This is a genomic window from uncultured Anaerococcus sp. (assembly GCF_937934665.1).
In the GTDB taxonomy this organism is placed as follows: domain Bacteria; phylum Bacillota; class Clostridia; order Tissierellales; family Peptoniphilaceae; genus Anaerococcus.
The window spans coordinates 1-20,587 of record NZ_CALGYW010000053.1 but is presented as its reverse complement, the minus strand read 5'-3'; the positions used below and the strand labels follow the sequence as shown (position 1 = coordinate 20,587).

18 protein-coding genes, 1 pseudogene and 1 riboswitch are annotated in these 20,587 nt (G+C 33.4%); of the genes and pseudogenes, 14 read left to right on the top strand and 5 right to left on the bottom strand.

The window, feature by feature from the left end; genetic code table 11:
* The 3 genes from scfB to Q0410_RS02510 all read right to left on the bottom strand — a co-directional run.
* Positions 1–1,364 (bottom strand): thioether cross-link-forming SCIFF peptide maturase (gene scfB, locus Q0410_RS02520; protein WP_299032532.1); only part of this gene is annotated, 1,364 nt, incomplete at its 3' end.
* Positions 1,365–1,485: 121 nt separating this feature from the next.
* A complete protein-coding gene (gene scfA / locus Q0410_RS02515) occupies positions 1,486–1,638 on the bottom strand; it encodes a six-cysteine ranthipeptide SCIFF (RefSeq protein WP_299032530.1) in 153 nt (50 codons plus the stop codon).
* Positions 1,639–1,683: 45 nt separating this feature from the next.
* Entirely contained in the window at positions 1,684–3,036 is a 1,353-nt protein-coding gene (locus tag Q0410_RS02510; protein ID WP_299032528.1) for an aminotransferase class V-fold PLP-dependent enzyme, read from the bottom strand.
* Positions 3,037–3,122: 86 nt separating this feature from the next.
* On the opposite strand from Q0410_RS02510, the gene Q0410_RS02505 reads away from it, so the two are divergent.
* The 12 genes from Q0410_RS02505 (at position 3,123) to Q0410_RS02450 (ending at position 15,930) form a co-directional block, all read left to right on the top strand.
* Positions 3,123–3,995: an LCP family protein gene (locus tag Q0410_RS02505; RefSeq protein WP_299032526.1), complete on the top strand. Its 873-nt coding sequence runs from the start codon at positions 3,123–3,125 to the stop codon at positions 3,993–3,995.
* Positions 3,996–4,033: 38 nt separating this feature from the next.
* Positions 4,034–4,552, top strand: coding sequence for an adenine phosphoribosyltransferase (locus Q0410_RS02500; protein ID WP_299032524.1), 519 nt, complete (start codon positions 4,034–4,036; stop codon positions 4,550–4,552).
* Positions 4,553–4,734: 182 nt separating this feature from the next.
* Positions 4,735–5,658: a DnaJ domain-containing protein gene (locus Q0410_RS02495; protein WP_299032522.1), complete on the top strand. Its 924-nt coding sequence runs from the start codon at positions 4,735–4,737 to the stop codon at positions 5,656–5,658.
* Position 5,659: 1 nt separating this feature from the next.
* Complete coding sequence (gene clpB, locus Q0410_RS02490) at positions 5,660–8,236, top strand: ATP-dependent chaperone ClpB (RefSeq protein WP_299032520.1); 2,577 nt, start codon at positions 5,660–5,662, stop codon at positions 8,234–8,236.
* A 184-nt stretch (positions 8,237–8,420) separates the two neighbouring features.
* On the top strand, positions 8,421–10,541 hold the full coding sequence (nrdD, locus tag Q0410_RS02485) for an anaerobic ribonucleoside-triphosphate reductase (protein WP_299032518.1): 2,121 nt from the start codon (positions 8,421–8,423) through the stop codon (positions 10,539–10,541).
* Positions 10,538–11,038 carry an anaerobic ribonucleoside-triphosphate reductase activating protein gene (nrdG, locus tag Q0410_RS02480; protein ID WP_299032516.1) on the top strand — a complete coding sequence of 167 codons (501 nt, stop codon included), beginning with the start codon at positions 10,538–10,540 and terminating at the stop codon, positions 11,036–11,038. The genes nrdD and nrdG overlap by 4 nt, the downstream gene beginning before the upstream one ends.
* Before the next feature lie 25 nt (positions 11,039–11,063).
* Positions 11,064–11,651 (top strand): LemA family protein, encoded by a 588-nt coding sequence (locus Q0410_RS02475; protein ID WP_299032515.1) that lies wholly within the window; start codon positions 11,064–11,066, stop codon positions 11,649–11,651.
* 35 nt (positions 11,652–11,686) lie between these two features.
* Complete coding sequence (locus Q0410_RS02470; RefSeq protein ID WP_299032513.1) at positions 11,687–12,523, top strand: YgcG family protein; 837 nt, start codon at positions 11,687–11,689, stop codon at positions 12,521–12,523.
* A gap of 11 nt (positions 12,524–12,534) precedes the next feature.
* Entirely contained in the window at positions 12,535–13,041 is a 507-nt protein-coding gene (locus Q0410_RS02465) for a nucleoside 2-deoxyribosyltransferase (RefSeq protein ID WP_299032511.1), read from the top strand.
* A gap of 177 nt (positions 13,042–13,218) precedes the next feature.
* Complete coding sequence (locus Q0410_RS02460; RefSeq protein ID WP_299032509.1) at positions 13,219–14,397, top strand: poly(R)-hydroxyalkanoic acid synthase subunit PhaE; 1,179 nt, start codon at positions 13,219–13,221, stop codon at positions 14,395–14,397.
* Positions 14,398–14,422: 25 nt separating this feature from the next.
* Entirely contained in the window at positions 14,423–15,496 is a 1,074-nt protein-coding gene (gene phaC, locus Q0410_RS02455) for a class III poly(R)-hydroxyalkanoic acid synthase subunit PhaC (protein ID WP_299032507.1), read from the top strand.
* A gap of 8 nt (positions 15,497–15,504) precedes the next feature.
* A complete protein-coding gene (locus tag Q0410_RS02450) occupies positions 15,505–15,930 on the top strand; it encodes a MaoC family dehydratase (RefSeq protein ID WP_299032505.1) in 426 nt (141 codons plus the stop codon).
* Between the two features lie 63 nt (positions 15,931–15,993).
* Here Q0410_RS02450 and Q0410_RS02445 read toward each other — a convergent pair whose 3' ends face one another.
* Complete coding sequence (locus tag Q0410_RS02445; protein WP_299032503.1) at positions 15,994–16,509, bottom strand: folate family ECF transporter S component; 516 nt, start codon at positions 16,507–16,509, stop codon at positions 15,994–15,996.
* Positions 16,510–16,530: 21 nt separating this feature from the next.
* Positions 16,531–16,616: riboswitch (THF riboswitch) on the bottom strand.
* A gap of 15 nt (positions 16,617–16,631) precedes the next feature.
* The gene (locus tag Q0410_RS02440; protein ID WP_299032501.1) at positions 16,632–17,408 is read right to left on the bottom strand and encodes a nitroreductase family protein; all 777 of its coding nucleotides are present in this window, start codon (positions 17,406–17,408) and stop codon (positions 16,632–16,634) included.
* A gap of 56 nt (positions 17,409–17,464) precedes the next feature.
* Here Q0410_RS02440 and Q0410_RS02435 point away from each other — a divergent pair, with 56 nt between their 5' ends.
* Both Q0410_RS02435 and Q0410_RS02430 read left to right on the top strand, forming a co-directional pair.
* Positions 17,465–19,807 (top strand): ATP-dependent DNA helicase, encoded by a 2,343-nt coding sequence (locus tag Q0410_RS02435; RefSeq protein ID WP_299032499.1) that lies wholly within the window; start codon positions 17,465–17,467, stop codon positions 19,805–19,807.
* Positions 19,788–20,587 (top strand): annotated as a pseudogene (locus tag Q0410_RS02430) (23S rRNA (uracil-5-)-methyltransferase RumA); the annotation flags it as partial. The gene Q0410_RS02435 and the pseudogene Q0410_RS02430, both read left to right, overlap by 20 nt.

Here is a 20,587-nt window from a genome sequence, read left to right as displayed (position 1 = left end):
GCTTCCTTCATAAATTCATAAATTTTAACGGCAAGGGCCATTTCTATTCTCTTTCTAAATAGTTTACAGGAATATTCGTGGGTGTGGTTTAAATCTCCTGTTGCGTTAAAGTTATTTGCAGCACAACCTCCAGAGCAGTACATATTTGCCCAACATTCTCTACATTCTGCTTTTGAATAGCAGTTGCAAGTCTTAAACTCATTTACAAGCTCAGTATTTTTTACTCCCTCAAAAATATTTCCTATTTTGAAATCTTCATTACCAACAAATTGGTGGCAAGGGAAGAGGTCTCCAGTTGGAGTTACTGCCATATATTCTGTCCCAGATCCACAACCAGAAAGTCTCTTGTGAATACAAGGTCCATTTTCAAGGTCTATCATATAGTGGTAGAAGATAAAATCATCGTCCTTATCAATTGCATCCATCATCATATCTGCAAGTTTTTCATATTGGTCAAATAAGATTGGTAGGTGTTCATCTTTTAATGCGTACTCATTATCAGGGCTACCTACAACTGGCTCAAGAGAAGTACGTTTAAAACCTAGGTCTAGATAGGTTTTGATGTCTTCCGTAAAATCAAGGTTATTTGCAGTATAGGTTCCTCTCATGTAGTATTCCTTATCGCCACGCTTTTCAACGAGTTTCTGGAATTTTGGAACGATTAAGTCAAAAGACCCATCTCCAGAAAGAGTCTTTCTAAAATGATCATGCTTTTCTTTTCTACCATCTAAAGAAAGAACCACATTTTTCATATTTTCGTTTAAATAATCAATTGTATCGTCATTTAAAAGTAGGCCATTTGTAGTAAGGGTAAAGTTAAAATGCTTGTTATATTCTTCTTCCTTGCTTCTTGCATAGTTAACTGTGGATTTTACCACGTCGAAATTCATCAAAGGCTCACCACCAAAAAAGTCTATATCTAGGTTATAGTGAGACCCAGAATTTTCTAAAAGAAAGTCAATAGCTTTTGTAGCAACTTCTTCAGTCATTATTGCATCTGGACCGTGGTATTTACCTCCCTTAGCAAAGCAGTAATCACAAGTAAAATTGCAGGTGTGGGCAACATTTAGGCAGAGGGCCTTGATAGTTGTAGGTCTTTTTGTAACGTCTATAGCAAGGTCCTTGAAATTATCTTCTGTAAATAATTGACCTGAGGCAATTAAATCTTCTACTTCAGCAAAAGCTGCACCTACTTCTTTGCTTGTTAGATCATATTTTTCTTTAATCTCATTTCTTAACTGGTTCTTATCAGTGTTTTCGTATTTTTCGATTATATCGTATGTAACGTCGTCAACTAGGTGGACAGATCCACTATATATATCCAAAACAATATTAAGACCCTTAGCTTTATATTGGTGTATCATAAATTCTCCTTTATTAAAATCTCTTATATTATACTTAATAAGTAGGAATAGAAAAGTTATAAACAGAAAAAAACTTACCTACATATATGTAAGTAAGTTATTAAATAGAGTAAGTTTTTTCCTATTTATTTTCTTTTTTGCTAACACATTCTTGGTTGGCAACTCCGCAAGATGTTTTACAAGCAGATTGGCAAGATGTTTGGCATTCGCCACAACCGCCATCTTTTTGGCTCTTGTGAAGATTTCTTGTGTTAAGTGTAAATATTCTTTTCATATTAAAATCTCCTTATTGATAAGAATTTCTTATTCATTTATTATATTAACAGTTTTTGTCTCTTTTGTCAATTAGGACAGAAATAGAATGATTATTAAGGTTTATATTTATATTATTTCTTAGTAAATTACCTATATTTTCTAAAACTTTTTTTTCTATAAGTTCCCCTGGAGCTAATATAGGGATTCCAGGTGGGTAGGCATAGGTAAAGCCTGCTGCAATTTTCCCCTCCGTCTTGTCTATAGCAATTAATTCTGAATCTTTATCCATAGCTTCATAAATTTCATAGATTTTTTTAGGATTTGTGTAGGTAAAATTAAATAAATTATGAGATGCTTCTAGGCCTAAATCTATTTTTATTAGGGCTTTTTTTAGTGTATCAAAACCGTAATCAGTATCGTAAAGACTTGCAATCAGTAGGGCATAGGAAGGATAGGACATTTCTATTTCAATTTTTTCATTTTTTAATAGGATTCCTAAGCTTTTGCCGTTTATGTTTGTATTTTTAGTTGAAATTAAAATCTTTGACCTATCTTTATTTTTACAATCTATTAATTCTAAATTTTTTAAATTTAGCCTATAAAGGTCATCAAGATTTTCACTTAAATTCTTATTTAAGATCTCCATTTCTCCTAGGTTTTCCAGGATATAATCAATTGATTGTAAAATCAAATATGATGGGGAAGAAGTCTGAAAGATTGCCATAGAAAATCTTAAATCTTTTACTAAAGTTTCATCGTTTACTAAAACAGCCGCTCCTGGAGTTAGGGCAGGTAGATTTTTATGAAAGGAAGTTATGGCCATATCAAAAGTATTTTTATATAAACCTTCTATAAATAAATGAGACCCGTGGGCCATATCTAAAATAAGTTTGGTCTTATATTTCTTACACATATCATAAATTTTTTCTAAATCTAAGATATAACCCTCATAGGAAGGTGAAGTAATCACAAGACTTGAGTAGGACTTTGATTTCAATTTATCTTCTAGGTCTTCATAATAAATATCTACTATGGCTCCAAGGTCATTAGTTCTTACTCCAAGGTAGTCAACCTTTAATTTATTTATAAGACAAGCATTGTAAACAGCCTTATGGGATGACCTTTGGATTAGAATATTTTTATTATTTTTGGAAATGGTCCTTATAGCCGCTAAAATTCCAGATGTAGATCCATTAGTAGAAATAATTGCCTCTTTGACAGTATAGATTTGAGCGATTTTTTTCTCCATTTCTACAAAAACTTCCTTAGGATCATTTAGGTTATCGAGACCGTCTATTTCTGTAAAATCTCTCCCATAGCCAAGGTCAGGATTTAAAAACTTTGACCTTTTGTGACCTGGCATATGGAAGGGATAGGTATTTTCTTTTAGATATTGATCAATAATTTTATTTAACATATATCCTCCACCTATATTATAGCTTAACTTAAAAAAATTGTAAGATAAATTGTGAGTTTGAGCGTATGATAAGTTTAGGTGATGAAATGGAAAATAAATTTATAAGAATTATAAAATCAATTATTATATTTTTGCTATTTGTGATTGTATTTGCAGCAGCCTTTATCCTTGTGGGATTTTTTAAGGGAGGGAATGTAGAAAATCCTCTTACAGGTTTTAAGGAATCTGGGGATGAGAAGTTATTTCTTCTAGCCGGTGTTGACTCAACAGGGGAAGAAACAGGAACAAGGACCGATACCCTTATGTTAATAAAAACTGATAGCAAAGATGATTCGGTTAGCCTTATATCTATACCGAGAGATTCCTATGTAGATATAAATGGCAAAATGGATAAGATTAATGCAGCCCATTCCTATGGTGGCATAGATCTTACTATGAATGTAGTTAGAGATTTTTTAGGGATTAATCTTGATAAATATATGGTTGTATCTTTTGAAGCTGTAATAGAGGGTATAGATGCCTTAGGTGGGATGGATGTTGATATAAGTCCAGAAGTAGCAAGTGCTATGAGTCTTAGCCCAGGTATCCATACTATGGCAGGAGACGAGGTTCTAACTTATGTAAGATTTAGGAAGGGTTATCAAAATGCAGATTTAGGTAGGATAAATACCCAGCAAGACTTTTTAAAGCAATTTATAAGAGAAGCTACTAAGGCAAAAAATCTTCCAAAACTTCCAAAGGTCTATGCGGCTATGAAGCCTTATCTTAGGACAAATATGAGCCTTAAAGACCTATCATTCCTTGCTATGGACTTTAAGTTGGTTGATTCTAATAGACTTAACTCTGTAAAGCTTGAAGGTGAGCCTTTTAATATGGGTGGGGTTTCTTATTATAAGATTTATCCAGAATCTATAGAAAATATCAGAACTAGTTATTTAAATTCATTTTTAAGAAATTAGGAAATGGGTATAATAACTATGAATAAGATGGAGGAGATATGGATATTAAATCGTTAATTAGAGTAATAGAAGATTACCCAGAAAAGGGCATATCCTTTAAGGATATAACAACCCTACTTAAGGATAGGGATGGTTTCAAAAAGACAATCGACATGCTTGAAAAAGAGCTAGAAGGCTATGATTTTGACTATATAGCAGGTGTTGAGTCTAGAGGACTTATATTTGGAGCACCCCTATCTGATAGGTTAAATAAGGGTTTTATCCCAATAAGAAAACCAGGTAAGCTTCCAGCAGAAATTGAAAAAGTTAGCTATGATCTTGAATATGGAACTAATGAGCTAGAAATCCATAAGGACGCAGTTAATAAGGGAGATAAGGTAGTAATAGTAGATGATCTTATAGCAACAGGTGGTTCCGCCAAGGCTGCAGCAAAACTTGTAGAATCTATAGGTGGAGAAGTTGTTTGCTTTGAATTCTTAATAGAACTTACATCTCTAAAGGGTAGAGAAGTTCTAGAGGACTATGATGTAATATCACTCGTAGAATACGATCACTAAAGTAAAATAAAGAGATTTCACTATGAAATCTCTTTTTAAATCTCTAAATTTAGACATCCTAATAAATTTTTAAAAGTTCTTAAACTTCTTAATAAATACATAAATATAGTTGAAACGAATATTTATCCTAGTATAATATGATTAAGGTCAGAGATGGTCAAAGAATTATGATGGAGGTGTAAATGCAATTTAGAGATTATTATGAAGTGCTAGGGGTGGATAAAAAAGCTAGTGCGGCTGAAATTAAAAAAGCTTACAGAAAGCTTGCTAAAAAATACCACCCAGACCTTCATCCAAATGATGAAAGTGCACATAAAAAATTTACAGAAATAAATGAAGCCTACGAAGTTTTATCAGACAAAGATAAAAGGAAAAAATACGATACTTTTGGTGCAAATGCGAATTTTTCCGGAGGTCAAAACTTTGATCCGAGAGACTTTGGTTTTGATTTTAATAACTTCGGTAATGGCTCTTACACATACACAAGTTCAAATGGTTCGGGTTTTTCAGACTTTTTTGATACCCTTTTTGGAGGAGCTTCTTCTAGAAAAAGCCAAGGCTTTGGCAGTGGTTTTGGAAGCAGCTTCGGAAGTGGGTTTGGTAAAAAAACTATGTCAAAATTAGACACTGAAGTAAGCATATCAATTGATGAAGCAATGAAGGGTACTAGTAGAAAGATATCTATCAAATCCGATACTGGCATAAAAGATATAGAAGTAAATATTCCAAAGGGACTAAAAAATAAAAATAAAATAAAAATAGATGGTTCAAAATACGGAATAAATGCAGATATAATCGTTTTGGTAAGGATTAAAGAGAGTGAAGATTTAAGGCTTGAAGGAATTGACTTTGTCAAAAAAGTTAAAATTAGTCCTTGGGATGCCTACTTTGGCACAAAGAAAAAAATATCGACAGTTAAGGGCTCTATCCTAGTAACTATTCCAGGAAAGATATCTTCAGATAAGAAAATTAGACTTAAAAACCTAGGCTATACAGATAGGAGAGATAAGACTGGAGACTTAATCTTAGATATAGTTATTGATAACCCAGAGTTAAACGAAGAACAAATAGAACTTTATAAAAAGCTAAAAGAAATCGAGGGATAATATGGATAACAGTAAATTAACACAAAAATCAATCGAAGCTATCAACAATGCAAATTCAATGGCAATCAAAGATGCTAATCCTGAAGTAAATGAATTTCATTTAGCCCTAAGCCTAGTTGATAGCCCATCCTCCTATGTATCTATGGTTTTATCCAAGATGGGAGTAGACGTAAACGCTTATAAACAAAAAATAGAAGGAAAGATAGATTCTCTTCCTAAACAATCAGGTAATGCCAAGACCTACCCATCCCAAGTCTTTCAAAGAATATTTTTAAAGGCTGAGGATGAGGCAGAGGCTATGGGAGATACATTTATATCAATTGAGCACATTTTCCTTTCCTTACTAAAAGAAAATACTGAAATGACTCCGATAAATAAGGAATTTAATATTTCTTATAAAGCCTTCAAAGATAATGTCCTAATAGTCAGGAATGGTCAAAAAGTAACTACAGATAATCCTGAGGAAACTTCAAATCCTCTAGAAAAATTTGGTAGAGACTTAACAGCAGAAGCAAGAGAAGGAAAAATCGACCCAGTAATAGGAAGAGATGCTGAGATTAGAAATGCTCTAAGGATTCTTTCTCGTCGTAAGAAAAATAACCCAGTACTAATTGGTCAACCAGGGGTAGGTAAAACAGCTATTGTCGAAGGTCTTGCCCAAAGGATTGTAAATAACGATGTACCAGAACCTCTTCAAGGTAGGAGAATATTCTCCCTTGATATGGGAGCTCTAGTTGCGGGTGCTAAATATAGGGGCCAGTTTGAAGAAAGACTAAAGGCAGTAATCGAAGAAGTTAAAAAATCTGATGGCCAAATCATAATGTTTATCGATGAGATTCACACTATTGTAGGAGCTGGAAAATCAGAAGGTGCTATGGATGCATCAAATATTATGAAACCAATGCTTGCCCGTGGAGAAATCAAGGTGATTGGTGCTACAACCTTAAATGAGTATAGGGAACATATAGAAAAAGATGGAGCCCTAGAAAGAAGATTCCAAAAGGTAATGGTAGATGAGCCTAGCGTTGAAGATACTATCTCAATCCTTAGAGGTATTAAGGAAAAATATGAAATCTTTCACGGTATTAGAATCCAAGACTCTGCAGTAATAGCAGCAGCCGAATTATCTGATAGGTATATAACAGATAGGTTCTTACCAGATAAGGCAATAGACCTTATGGATGAAGCCTGTGCAACTGTTAGGACAGAGATAGATACCATGCCTGCCTATCTTGATGAGCAAAAAAGAAAGCTTTTACAACTACAAATTGAAATAACTGCTCTAAAAAAAGAAGAAGATGATTATTCTAAAAAGAGACTAGCTGACCTTGAAAAAGAACTGGCAGACCTATCAGAATCCTATAATGAAGATTTTCTAAAATGGAAAGAACAAAAGTCTGCCATAGATGATGTCAAAACCATTAAAGAAGATATAGATAGGGTTAAGGTAGAAATAGAACAGGCAGAAAGATCTTACGATTTTGAAAAACTATCAGAACTTAAGTATGGAAAGCTTGTTGAACTTGAAAATAAATTAAAAGAAGCAGGTGCTTCTAGTAACAATGAATCTTCTATAAAAGAAGAGGTAACTGATGAAGATGTGGCAGATGTAGTATCAAGCTGGACAAATATACCAGTGTCAAAACTTGTAGAAACAGAAAGAACAAAAATTTTACATCTAGGCGAAACCCTTCACAAGAGAGTAATTGGCCAAGACGAGGCAATAAGGGCTGTGTCTGACGCTATAATTAGGGCAAGGTCAGGTCTTAAAGAGCAAAATAGACCAATTGGATCTTTTATCTTCCTAGGACCTACTGGTGTTGGTAAGACAGAACTTGCAAAGACCTTAACAGAAGCCATGTTTGATGACGAGCATAACATGATTAGGATAGATATGAGTGAATATATGGAAAAATATTCAGTATCAAGACTAATAGGTGCAGCACCAGGTTATGTAGGCTATGAAGAAGGTGGCCAATTAACAGAGGCTGTACGTAGAAAGCCTTACTCAGTTATCCTTTTTGATGAAATTGAAAAGGCCCACCCTGATGTTTTCAATATCCTATTACAAGTTTTAGATGATGGTAGGTTAACAGATAGCCAGGGTAGGACAGTGGACTTTAAAAATACAATAATTATCATGACATCTAACATTGGGTCAGAGTTTTTACTTAATGGTCTAAATGATGATGGAACCATTAAGGAAGAAAACCAAAAACAGGTAGATGAAGTTTTAAGACATTCTTTTAAGCCAGAATTCTTAAATAGGATTGACGATATAGTGATGTTTACTCCACTTACAAGTGATCAGGTCTATGAAATTATCGACCTACAAATTGATAATATTAGAAAGAGACTATCTGATAGGGACATCAAACTTGAAATAACCCCAGCAGCTAAAGAATATATCTTGGCTAATTCTTATGATGTAGAATACGGTGCTAGACCTGTTAAGAGATACCTACAAAGAAACGTAGAAACTAAATTAGGTAGACTAATAATTGAGGGCAAGGTAGCCGAAAAAGATACAACAGTTTTAGATCTTATAGATAATAAATTAGAATTTAAAACTAAATAGGTTAATTAAGCCAAGTAGAAATAAAGACGGAGTAGTTTAGTTAATTGCTCCGTTTTCACTTTGGCTATATTTAGGGATTATACTATATGTAGTAATATTTATTCACAGACTACTACATATAGTGTTTTTTATTTTACTTTAAAAATAAAATATGGTATGATATTACTAGATTATGGAGGTAAAAATGTTACAAGTAATTAAAAGAGATGGGACTAAGGTCGATTTTAATAAAGATAAAATCACCCTAGCTATAGAAAAAGCCATGCATTCCCCAAGCGGTATTTATGTAAAAGGCCAAGCAGCAGAAGTAGCTAGTGAAATCGAAGAGAGATCTAAAAACAAAAGAGAAATCTCAATTTATGAAATCGAAGACTTAGTTTACTATAAATTAATAGATAGAAAAAATCCTGCTACTGCCAAGGCCTATGAGTCATACAAGTCAGTTCAGGCTTACAAACGTGAGCAAAATACATCTGACGATGAAATAATCGGACTTTTAAATCAAACTAATATAGATGTAATGGATGAAAATTCAAACAAAAATCCAATCATTGCTTCAACTCAAAGAGATCTAATAGCAGGTGAGGTTGCAAAAGACATAGCAAAAAGAAAGCTAATCCCAGCCGACCTTGTAGAAGCACACGAATCAGGTGCTATACATATCCATGACCTAGACTATCTCATTCAACCAATTTTTAATTGTTGCCTGGTAGATATGAAGGACATGCTAGATAAGGGAACAGTTGTAAATGAAAAGATGATTGAAACACCAAAGTCATTTCAAGTAGCATGTAATGTTATGACACAAATTATCGCCCAAATTGCGTCAAACCAATATGGTGGTCAATCAATAAATATAGCTTGCCTAAGCCCTTATTTAGAAAAATCCTATAAGAAAAATTTGATGCTTGCAAGTGAGATATTGGATAATAGTGACCAAGCCAAGAAAATGGCAGATGCACTTACCAAAAGAGACCTTGAAAGTGGTATTCAAACTATCCAGTATCAAATAAATACCTTAATGACTTCAAATGGCCAATCACCATTTGTGACTCTTTTCATGCACACAGATGAAAACGACCCTTATCTAGATCAGACAGTTGAAATCATAGAAGAAATCTTAAAACAAAGAATCCAAGGTATCAAAAATGACCAAGGTGTCTATGTAACACCTGCTTTTCCAAAGCTTATTTATGTCCTTGATGAAAATAATATAAATCCAGATTCTAAGTATTTTTCCTTAACAAGGCTTGCGGCAAAATGTACGGCGAAGAGAATGTATCCAGATTATATATCAGCTAAGAAGATGCGTGAAAACTATGAAGGCAATGTTTTTGCACCAATGGGATGCAGGGCTTTCCTTCCTCCATACAAGGATAAGTACGGGGATTATAAGTTTGATGGTAGGTTTAATATGGGAGTTTGCACAATAAATCTTCCACAAATAGGAATCCTTGCCCATGGTGATGAAGATTTATTCTTTGAAATCTTAGAAAAAAGACTTGACCTAGTTAAGAAAGTTGGACTTTTAAGGTATGAGCACCTAGCAAAGGTAACAAGTGATTCATCTCCAATCCACTTCCAACATGGAGCTATAGCAAGACTTAAAAAACACGAATCAATAAAACCACTTCTTGAAAATGGGTATGCAACAGTAACAATCGGCTATATTGGCATATATGAAGCTACAAAACTTACCATAGGAGAAAGCCACACAACAAAGAAGGGCCACGATTTTGCGATGAAAATCATGAAGATGTTAAATGCTAAGAAAGAAGAGCGGTCAGATAAATATGGTATAGCCTTTGCAGTTTACGGCACTCCTGCAGAAAGCTTAACTCATAGGTTTGCATCAATCGACAAGGAGAGATTTGGAGATATAGAAGATGTTACTGACAAGGGATACTATACAAACTCCTTCCATGTTGATGTTAGAGAGCATATTACAGTTTTTGATAAGTTTGATTTTGAATCGGAATTCCAAAAATTATCAACAGGTGGATGTATTTCCTATGCAGAAATCCCAAATATGAACAATAACATAGAAGCAGTTTTAACTATGATCGAATATATCTATGACCACATCCAATACGCAGAATTTAATACAAAAAGCGATTATTGCGGAAATTGTGGTTATGATGGTGAGATACTCCTAGATGATGATAACGAGTGGTATTGTCCAAATTGTGGCAACCACGATAGGGCGACCCTTACTGTAGTAAGGAGAACTTGTGGCTATCTTGGAGAAAATTTCTGGAATGAAGGAAGAACCAAAGAAATAAAGGCGAGAGTACTTCACATATGAATTATGCACAAATTAGAAAATACGATGTAGCAAATGGTCCTGGTATCAGGACCACTTTTTTCCTTACAGGTTGCGATAGAAATTGCCCAAATTGTTTTAATACCGATTATATGAATTTTAAGTACGGGAAAAAATGGGATGAGAAAGCCGAAAGAGAGGTCATTTCTTACCTAAAACTTGATCAGGTAGAAGGACTTACAGTTCTTGGCGGAGAGCCTTTTGAAAATCCCATAGGACTTCTAAAAGCCCTTAGAAATATTAAAAAAGAAGTAGATAAGCCTATTTGGGTTTATTCTGGTTTTGTTTTTGAGAACCTAGCCAACATGGGGAAATCTAGGGAAATTTTAGAAGAAATTGACGTCCTTGTAGATGGTGAATTTATAGAAGAGCTAAAAGATCTAAGGCTTAGTTTTAGGGGTTCTTCAAATCAAAGAATAATAGATGTAAGAAAATCTTTAGAAAATAACAAAGTTATTCTTTTAACTGGGTATAAATAATATAAAGATAACTTAGGAGGAAAAAATGACAAATAACAAGAAAAGATCAGGTGCAATGGGTCTAATTATTGCAATAATAGCAGTTGTTGTTATTGCCCTAGTGATGATTGTACCAACCTATAACAGACTTGCAGGAAGTCGAGAAAATGTAAACCAGGCCTATGCTCAGGTACAAAATGTTGTCCAAAGAAGGGCAGATTTAATACCAAACCTTGTAAGCACAGTTAAGGGCTATACTGACCATGAGTCTGAAACTCTTACAAAGGTAACCAATGCAAGAGCAGGTATTCAAAATGCAGAAAGTCCGCAAGAATTAGCTGAGGCTAACGAAGAGCTAACAAGAGCTATAGGTGATATCAATGTGGTAGTTGAAGCCTACCCAGAACTAAAAGCAGATACCCAATTTGTTCAATTAATGGATGAACTAGCAGGTACTGAAAACAGGATTTCAACAGAAAGAAAAAATTATAACGAAGCAGTCCAGTCCTATAATACTGATATTAAAAAATTCCCAACAAATTTAATAGCTAAATTTACAGGGTATGACGCAGCAGAATACTTTAAGGCAGATGCTAGTGCTCAAGATGCACCGAAAGTAGACTTTGGTAATTAACTAGATTATAGATAAAAGTAAAAAAAGGAGTTACTATGAGAAAGGCAAAATTTAAAAAACTTTGGCTATTACTTCTAGTATTTTTCTGCCTTTTTCAAACAAAGACTTATGCCAGCATTCCAAGTCCGACAGATAATTATTACCTTGATGAAGAAAATCTCTTAGATGAGTCTACCAAGGATAATATAAATAAAACCAACAGGCAACTTGAAGATAAAACGGGAAGCCAAGTAGTAGTAATGACCCTTCCTAATCCAGATAATCTCGAGGGAAACCATTACGGCACGGAAATTTTTAATGGCTGGAAGATAGGCAATCAAGAAAAAGACAATGGTGTCCTGATTTTATTACTGATGAGTGATCAGAAAGGACAAAATCAAATAAATATCATCACAGGCTACGGTATAGAAGGTAGGCTAAACGATGGTAAAATTGGTAGGATAATTGATTCTTTTATGCTAGATGACCTACAAGAAGGAAATTATTCCAAGGCTCTTAATGAAGGTTTTAATGCAGTAGTAGGCGAGATTGCAGCTGAGTATGACATAGAACTTGAAAAAGATTATACAGGCTATCAAGATGAACTTTCTGACTCAAATTATGAAGAAGGCGGCATATCACTAGGAACCATCCTCTTTATGATAGTTATATTTATAATAATCTCAAATATTATAAACAACAATAATTACAGAGGTGGCGGTGGCGGAGGCTTTAGAAGAAGACGACGCTATACTTATCCTAGATTTGGTCCAGGCTGGTCATCTTGGGGATCTTCATCAGGTTCTTGGGGAGGATCTGGAAGCGGCTTTGGCGGAGGATTTTCCGGTGGTGGAGGATCATCCGGAGGCGGTGGAGCTGGTAGAAAATTTTAAAGGAGTAAAGATTGAAAGGATACCTAGCAAGTCATTTTTTTAATGATGCTATGTTTAGGTGGACAGAGGACTTAGCTCAGTATATAGAAAAAAATACTGACCTAGAACTTTATGTGCCACAGAGAAATGCAGATATAAACGATAAAAAGACAAATGATAAAACCATAACTGATATAAAAGTATCTCAAGCAGATACTGCTAAATTAAAAGAAGCCAATATTCTTATAGCAAACCTAGATGGACTTACTATAGATGATGGAGTTTCTGCAGAAATCATGGCCCATGGGATTATGAGAGAATTTGAGATAGACCATGATATAAATTTTCCAAGGATGATTATTGGGATTATCACTGACATGAGATATCAGGGAACTGGAGAAAATAAACTTTATAGAAATATTATGGTTGTAGGCAAGGTCAAAGAGCATGGCCATTTGGTAACAGGCTATGCGGGAGATGACTCTTTTAAAAAAGATGTTGCCCAGCTTATAAATAATTTTATAAGAGAAAATGAATGAAAAATAGAGGCTGTCGTAGAAGTTATAAAACTTACGACAGCCCTTTTTTTAAAAAATATTTTAATTAAGTAAATAAATAGTGTTATCAATCAATAAAACTGGGTATATAAGTAATAAGGAAGTATATCATCAATATGTTTAATTAATCATATATATACTAGAAAGGACGGAGATTATATGACTGATAATTATAAAGCATGGAAAGATATGTTTACAACAAGTCAAAAATTTATGAATGACTGGGTAGAAACATTTACAAAAACAGGTAATCAGGTTAGTGAAGAAGAAGAGAAAAAGGACTTTGATTTTACTAATTTCCAAGATGTAATGAGTTTTCAAAAGAGAATGTTTGAAGACTGGCAGAAAATGTTTGGTTATATGAACCCACAAAATTATTACAAACAAAATCCATATGATGTATGGTTAAACATGATGAATATGTATAATCCTTTTGAAGCAAGTAAGTTTATGCCGGAATTTAACTTAGAAGTTTTTGAAAAAATGATGAATTCACAAAAACTATATCTAGGTGCCTATGAGGGTTGGAAAAACTTCAATAAAAACGTTATCAAACCTGGGAACAAACTCTATAAAGAAAACGTAGACAAAATGGTAGAACAGTTTAATAAGATTTTCTTAAATAATCTCCTACCTTTGATGCCAAAAGAAATCCAGGGATTAATGACTGATACTCAAAGTTATTTCAACACCTATTTTAAATCCCTAGAAAACTTTTTAGGACCTTGGTCAAGTGCCTACCAAAATATAGCTGATATAACCATGGAAAGTATATTTGATGACCCAATGAAACTTTCTGATACATTGATCCAATGGAAAAAAGCCTATGATCAAACCTTTGGTATCTTAGTTAAGTCACCAGTTGTTGGCTCAGCTAGGGAGATGTTAGAGCAAAATAATAAGGCTATTGACGCTATGATTGAGATGTTAGTATCTGTATCAGAATTTATGACCAAGTCTTCAACAGTAGGTTATAAATATTCTAAGGATGCATTTGCTGACTATATCAAATCCCTAGAAAAAGGTGAAGGAGTTAAAACCTTCAAAGAATTTTACGACATGTGGTCTAAACATGTTGAAAATGCAATGGAAACTTATTTTTATACAGATGAATTTTCAAAATTAATTGCTAAAACTGCAGATTCAGCTATGATTTTTAAAATTGAGTACAATAAATTAGTTGAAAAAGCCCTAGCTGATTTACCAATTGTAACAATATCACAAGTAGATAATGTTTATAAAAAGGTATATGACATTAGACGTGAATTAAGAAACTTACAAAAAGAGATGGAAGATTTGAAAAATTCTACAAATAACAAACAAGAAACAAATAAATAATAGTAACTCTTGGAGGTAAGGATATATGTATAGCGATTACAATTTTTTCGATTTAAAAGATAGTATTAAGGAAAACATCGAAGCCCAGGAAAAGTTTTTAAAGAGCTTTGAATCTATGCTAGATGTCAAAAGTAACCAAGCTAACCAAACACCTAGGGAAGTGGTATTTACCGAGGATAAGTTAAAACTTTACCACTACAATAAATCTAATGATAATCCTATAAAAATACCTACACTTATTGTATATGCCCTAGTAAATACTCCAGCCATGATGGATATAGGCAAGGAAAAATCATTTATAAAAAAACTTGTAGATAGTGGTCTAGACCTATATTTAATAGAGTGGGGATTCCCAACTCAAGAAGACAAATATCTAACTCTTGATGACTATATAAATATTTATATAGATGATTGTGTAGATTATATAAGAAAAGCAAGCGGAGCTGATAAAATTAATATTTTGGGTGTTTGCCAAGGTGGTACCTTTAGTTTAATGTATACTGCCCTTCACCCAGAAAAAATAAAAAACGTAGTAACCATGGTTACACCTGTTGATTTTTCAACAGACGATGGATTATTATTTAAGTGGGGCAAATATTTAAATCCTGATAGGATGGTTGATGCTTATGGAGTAGTTCCAGGCGAATTTATGAATACTGGATTTTTGACTTTAAAACCAATTTCTTTAATGGTTAATAAATACGTCGATCTAATTAATGACTTGGACGAACCAGACAACTTATCTAACTTTATGACTATGGAAAAGTGGATTTTTGATAGTCCAGGCCAAGCTGGTATGGCATATAAAGAGTTTTTAAATTCTATGTATAGAGAAAATAAGCTTGCTAAGGGCGAGATGGAAATAGCAGGTAAAAAAGTTGACTTAAAGAATATAAAACAACCAGTTTTAAACCTATATGCTGAAAAAGATAACCAAGTACCAAGTGCAGCAAGTATTCCTCTTAAGGACCTAGTAGGATCAAGAGATTATACAGCTAAGAGCTTCCCAACAGGACATATAGGTATGTTTGTAAGTGGTAGAAGTCAAAAAGAAGTAGCACCTACAGTAGTAGATTGGGTAAAAGCGCACTCTAAATAGGAGGAATTATGGATACTTTAAAGGGATTTACTATAGAAGAGTTAGAAATAGGCCAAAGTGCATCCTTTACAAAAACTGTCACAGAGGCTGATTGCTATAATTATGCAGGTGTATCTGGTGATTTTAACCCGGCTCATATAAATGAAAGCTATGCTGAAAAAACTTTTTTTAAAAAAAGGATAGCCCATGGTATGTTAAGTGCAGGTTTTATATCAGCTGTTCTTGGTACAAAATTACCTGGCCCTGGAACTATATACCTAGGCCAAGACTTAAATTTCACTAAACCAGTGTATTTTGGAGATACCATTACTGCTAAGTGTACTGTAGAAGAAATAATTAAAGAAAAAAATAGAGTTATCCTAGAAACTGTATGTACCAATCAAAAAGGTGAAGTAGTTATTGAAGGAAAAGCCAAGGTTTTGGCACCTAAATAGGTTTAAGCTTTGTAATAAAAGTGGTGGTTAATAGAAAAATCTATTAGCCACCATTTTTAAATTCTACTTAACTTTTGGTAGGATCTTTGATGCTACAAAGTAAAGTAAAATATAATTTATTATAGCATCAATCAGTACCTTTGGCATCCTGCTTATAATAAGTACCTTATAAGGAGTTCCATATAATTGAGAAAGCCAAAGCGGTGTTAGCAAGGTGTGACTTATTAAATATACAAAGATTATTATAAAAAGAACTTCGAATTTCAAGTCAATTTTTTTATTTTTGCAATATAAGCTAATAAGTCCTGGAACTGCACCTGTTAGTAAGGCTCCTAGGGTAAAACCTAGGTGAGGTGTACCTCCGGCATTTATCATAACCCCGATTAAATCAGAAGCTACTCCTGATAGGCCTCCCATTATTGGGCCTAGCATCATACCAGATATTATAAGTGGTAGTGTACCAAATGAAACCTTCATTGTTGGTGTAATGAAGAATCCCAGATATCTTGATAGGATGATTGATAGGGCGGTAAGCATACCTGACTTTGCTAATGCATCTACACTGAATTTTTTATTCATTTTTTCCCCTTTCTATCAGAGGACAGCGGTTGCGATAAAGAATCGGAAGTTTCGTCTGGAAACAACAACCCATTTTCCAGCACTAATCGCTCTTTATCTACTCTGATATTATATATTATAAGCTATTTAGGGGAATTTTCCAAGTTATTATCGAGATTTAAGATAAATCCTTGCTCTATTAAAGTTTCAAACATTTTATTTCTGTTTTTAATTATACTTCCTTGTTTTTTTGGGATTTGACTAGAAAATGATTCACTCTTCCTACCTGAATCTCTTAGGTCATAATAGCTTGTCATTTCTTCATCATAATCTTTTATCATTTCTAGATAAGAATCATAGCTTTTATATGAATTTTCAAAAGTCTTTAGATTTATATCAAGTCTTGGCTTAATTTGTGGATTTTGATTTGGTATACCAAATCCAACTCCAACTGCTGGATAAGTTAGTTTTGGCATTTTTAAAAGTTCTATTACCTTTTTTGTATCATTGTGGATATTGCCAAAATAATTTGCTCCAAGCCCTAAAGACTCAACAGCAACTGTTAGGTTTTGAGCAGCTATTATAGCATCAGTAAAACCTTGGATAAACTTATCAAAGCTTATAATATTGTTATTTTCCTGGCCCATTTCCTTAGCTATTTCATAATTTCTCTTAAGATCTACTATAAAAATCCAAAGCTCAGGAGCCCTTCTCATATATTCTTGATTGCCATTTTCTGCAAGGGCATCCTTGATTTTCTGATCAGTAATTCTTATTACTGACATATTCTGCATACCGTTAGAAGATGCGGACATATTCACAACATTAAGCAGGTGTGAAATAATTTTTTTATCTATTTTTTCATCTTTAAATTCTCTAATTGTCCTGTGATTTAGTTGGGTTTTAATTGTTTCGTTCATAAAATCCTCCTTTCTTAATTTATACCCATTAGAGTATAATAAAATTAGGAGAAGCTATGAAAATAAAGACATCTGTAAGAAATTTGATTGAATTTGCTATGAGATCAGGAGATATTGACAATAGATTTAGAGACAATACCAGGATGATTGAAGGAATCAGAGCTCATCAAAAAATTCAATCTCAATATGATAAAACCTATAAAAAGGAATATAAACTTAAAAATGTAACTACATATAAGAACGTAGATTTTGAAATTGAAGGTAGGGCAGATGGGCTTGGAAAGAAAGATGATCTTTATTTAATAGATGAGATTAAATCATCTTCTAGAGATCTTGATGAACTCACAGGTGATAACAAACTACACTGGGCACAAGCCATGTGCTACGCCTATTTTTTTGCTTTTGATAAAAACCAAGAAAAGATGATAATTTCTCTTACTTATGTGTCGGTAGAGGATTATAAGTCAAAAATTTTTGAAAAAACTTTTACCTTTGAAGAACTTAGAGATTTTTATTATAGGATTTTGGATGAATATCTTATTTTCTCAAAAATTATAGCTAAGAATATCGAAAAGCGAAATAATAGCATAAAAGATTTGGATTTTCCTTATAAAACTTATAGAAAAGGCCAGAGGAAGATGGCTGTTGCAGTATATACGGCAATACTAGATGAGAAAAACTTATTTGTCGATGCACCTACTGGTATTGGTAAAACCATATCAGCAATTTTCCCTAGTATAAAATCAATGCCAGAAAATCTCACTGACAAGATTTTTTACCTTACAAGCAAAAACACAATTGCTAAAGAAGCACTAAAAAGTCTTTATCTCCTTGAAGATAAGGGACTATTTATAAAGGCTCTCCAAATTACAAGCAAGGAAAAAATTTGTTTAAACGACGAAGTATCTTGTAATCCTGACGACTGTCCTTATGCAAAGGGGCATTTTGATAGGGTAAATGATGCCCTTAAAGATATATTGGAGAATGAAAATATAATAGATTATGATATAATTGTTAAGTATGCCAAAAAATATATGGTATGTCCCTTAGAGTTTGAACTTGATATTAGCACATACGCTGACTTTGTAATCTGTGATTACAACTATGTTTTCGATCCAAATGTCTTTTTGAAGAGGTTTTTTGAAGAAGTCATAGATTCTTATGTATTTTTGATAGATGAGGCCCACAACCTTCTTGAAAGAACTAGGGATATGTATTCTTTTACCTTCAAAGATTTTGAATTTTCATCCCTTATAAAACTTTTAGATGAGAAAAAGGACAGGAAAGTAAGGAAAAAACTAAGTCAAATAGTTGATGATTTTTATAAGCTAGGAGAAATAGCAGGTAAAAATTATTATTATTTTACAAATGAATACATCGATAATTTAGATAAGGATCTAATTTCCCTATCTAAAGCCATGGAGAAATTCTTAGTAGAAAAAACTGACCACGCTGCTTATGATGAGGTTTTAGACCTTTATTTTGAGATAAATAAGTATCTAAAAATCTCAGATTATTTTACAGAAGGTTTTTATAATGTTATTTCCTATGACCCAGAAAGTATGGAAAGAAGCTTTGAAATAAAATGTGTAGACCCGAGAGAAGTTCTTAAAAATAAATATAGCCTATCTAGAAGTTCGGTATTTTTCTCTGCGACCCTTTCACCAATGGGTTATTTTGTAAAGACACTAGCGGGCGAAGATTCCCTAAAATTAAGGCTAGATATGCCTTTTAATCCTGACCACCTTTTGATTATCAAGAAAAATTTATCGACAAGGTTCAGGGATAGGAATAGAAACTTAGCCTTGGTGGCAGAGTCTATTAACGATTTTGTTACAAGCAAGAAGGGCAATTACTTTATATTTTTCCCTTCCTACTCTTATATGGAAGATGTAGCAGAATACTATAGGGATAATTTTGACCAAGAGATTATCATCCAAGAAAGAATAATGACAGCAGGAGCTAGGAATGATTTTTTAAACGAATTTAGCCATGATTCGGACAAAGTAGGTTTTTTAGTCCTGGGAGGAATATTTTCTGAAGGAGTAGACCTAATTGGTGATAGGTTAATAGGATCTATGATAATCTCAGTAGGTATGCCTGGAGTGTCTAAGGAAAGAGATTTAATCAAGTATCACTTTGATAAGGAAGGCTTTAATGGCTTTGATTATTCCTATACCTATCCAGGACTAAACAAGGTATTTCAAGCTGCAGGAAGGGTCATAAGAGGAGAAGATGATAAGGGAATAATCTATCTTTTAGATGATAGGTATTCCTGGCAAAAATATATGAATCTTTTCCCCAAACACTGGATTAGACAGGGTATAACAACTAATAAAATAGATTTTGATAAAACAATAAATGAATTTTGGAGTATAGATGAAAAAGAGAGCAACTAAAGATATAAAAATTAGCCAAATGAAATATCCAAATATCTCAATTGGCTTTGATGAAAATAACAGGAAAGTGGAATTTAAGGGAGGACTTTTAGGTCAAACTGTAAGAGTCAAGGCTGGAAAGAAAAACAAGGAAAGAATAAAAGGTAAATACATAGAACTCCTTCTCGAATCTAAGCTTGAAAATGCTAGAGATTATTGTCCGCAGTCAGATATTTGTGGAGGATGTGCCTACCAGAAAGTACCATATGAAACTGAACTTATGCTAAAGCATAGTATGATAAAAGATCTTTTTAAAGAACATGGTATAAAATACGATAATGATATATCTATAAATAGGTCACCTGTGACAAGAGGTTATAGAAACAAGATGGAATATACCTTTGGAGACTCTGTTAAAGGAGGACCCCTTGTATTAGGTCTTCATAGAAAAAGAAGATTTTATGAAATAGTAGACTGCCTTGATTGCAATATAGTGGACTCAGATTTTAATACCATAAGATCAAAAGTTCAAGCATATTTTAGGGAAAAAGAAACTGACTTCTACCACAAGATGAGAAAAGAAGGACTTCTAAGACATCTTGTAGTTAGAAAAGCCATGCATACTGGCCAAATTATGGTAATACTAGTAACAACAAGTGAAAATACCCTAGATGAGACAAGATTGAGATTATTCTTGCATATGCTTTTAGACTTAGATCTAGATGGGAGGATATATTCAGTTTACCATGTCCTAAATGATTCAGTAGCAGACGCAGTTATACCTGAAAAGATAAAACTAAT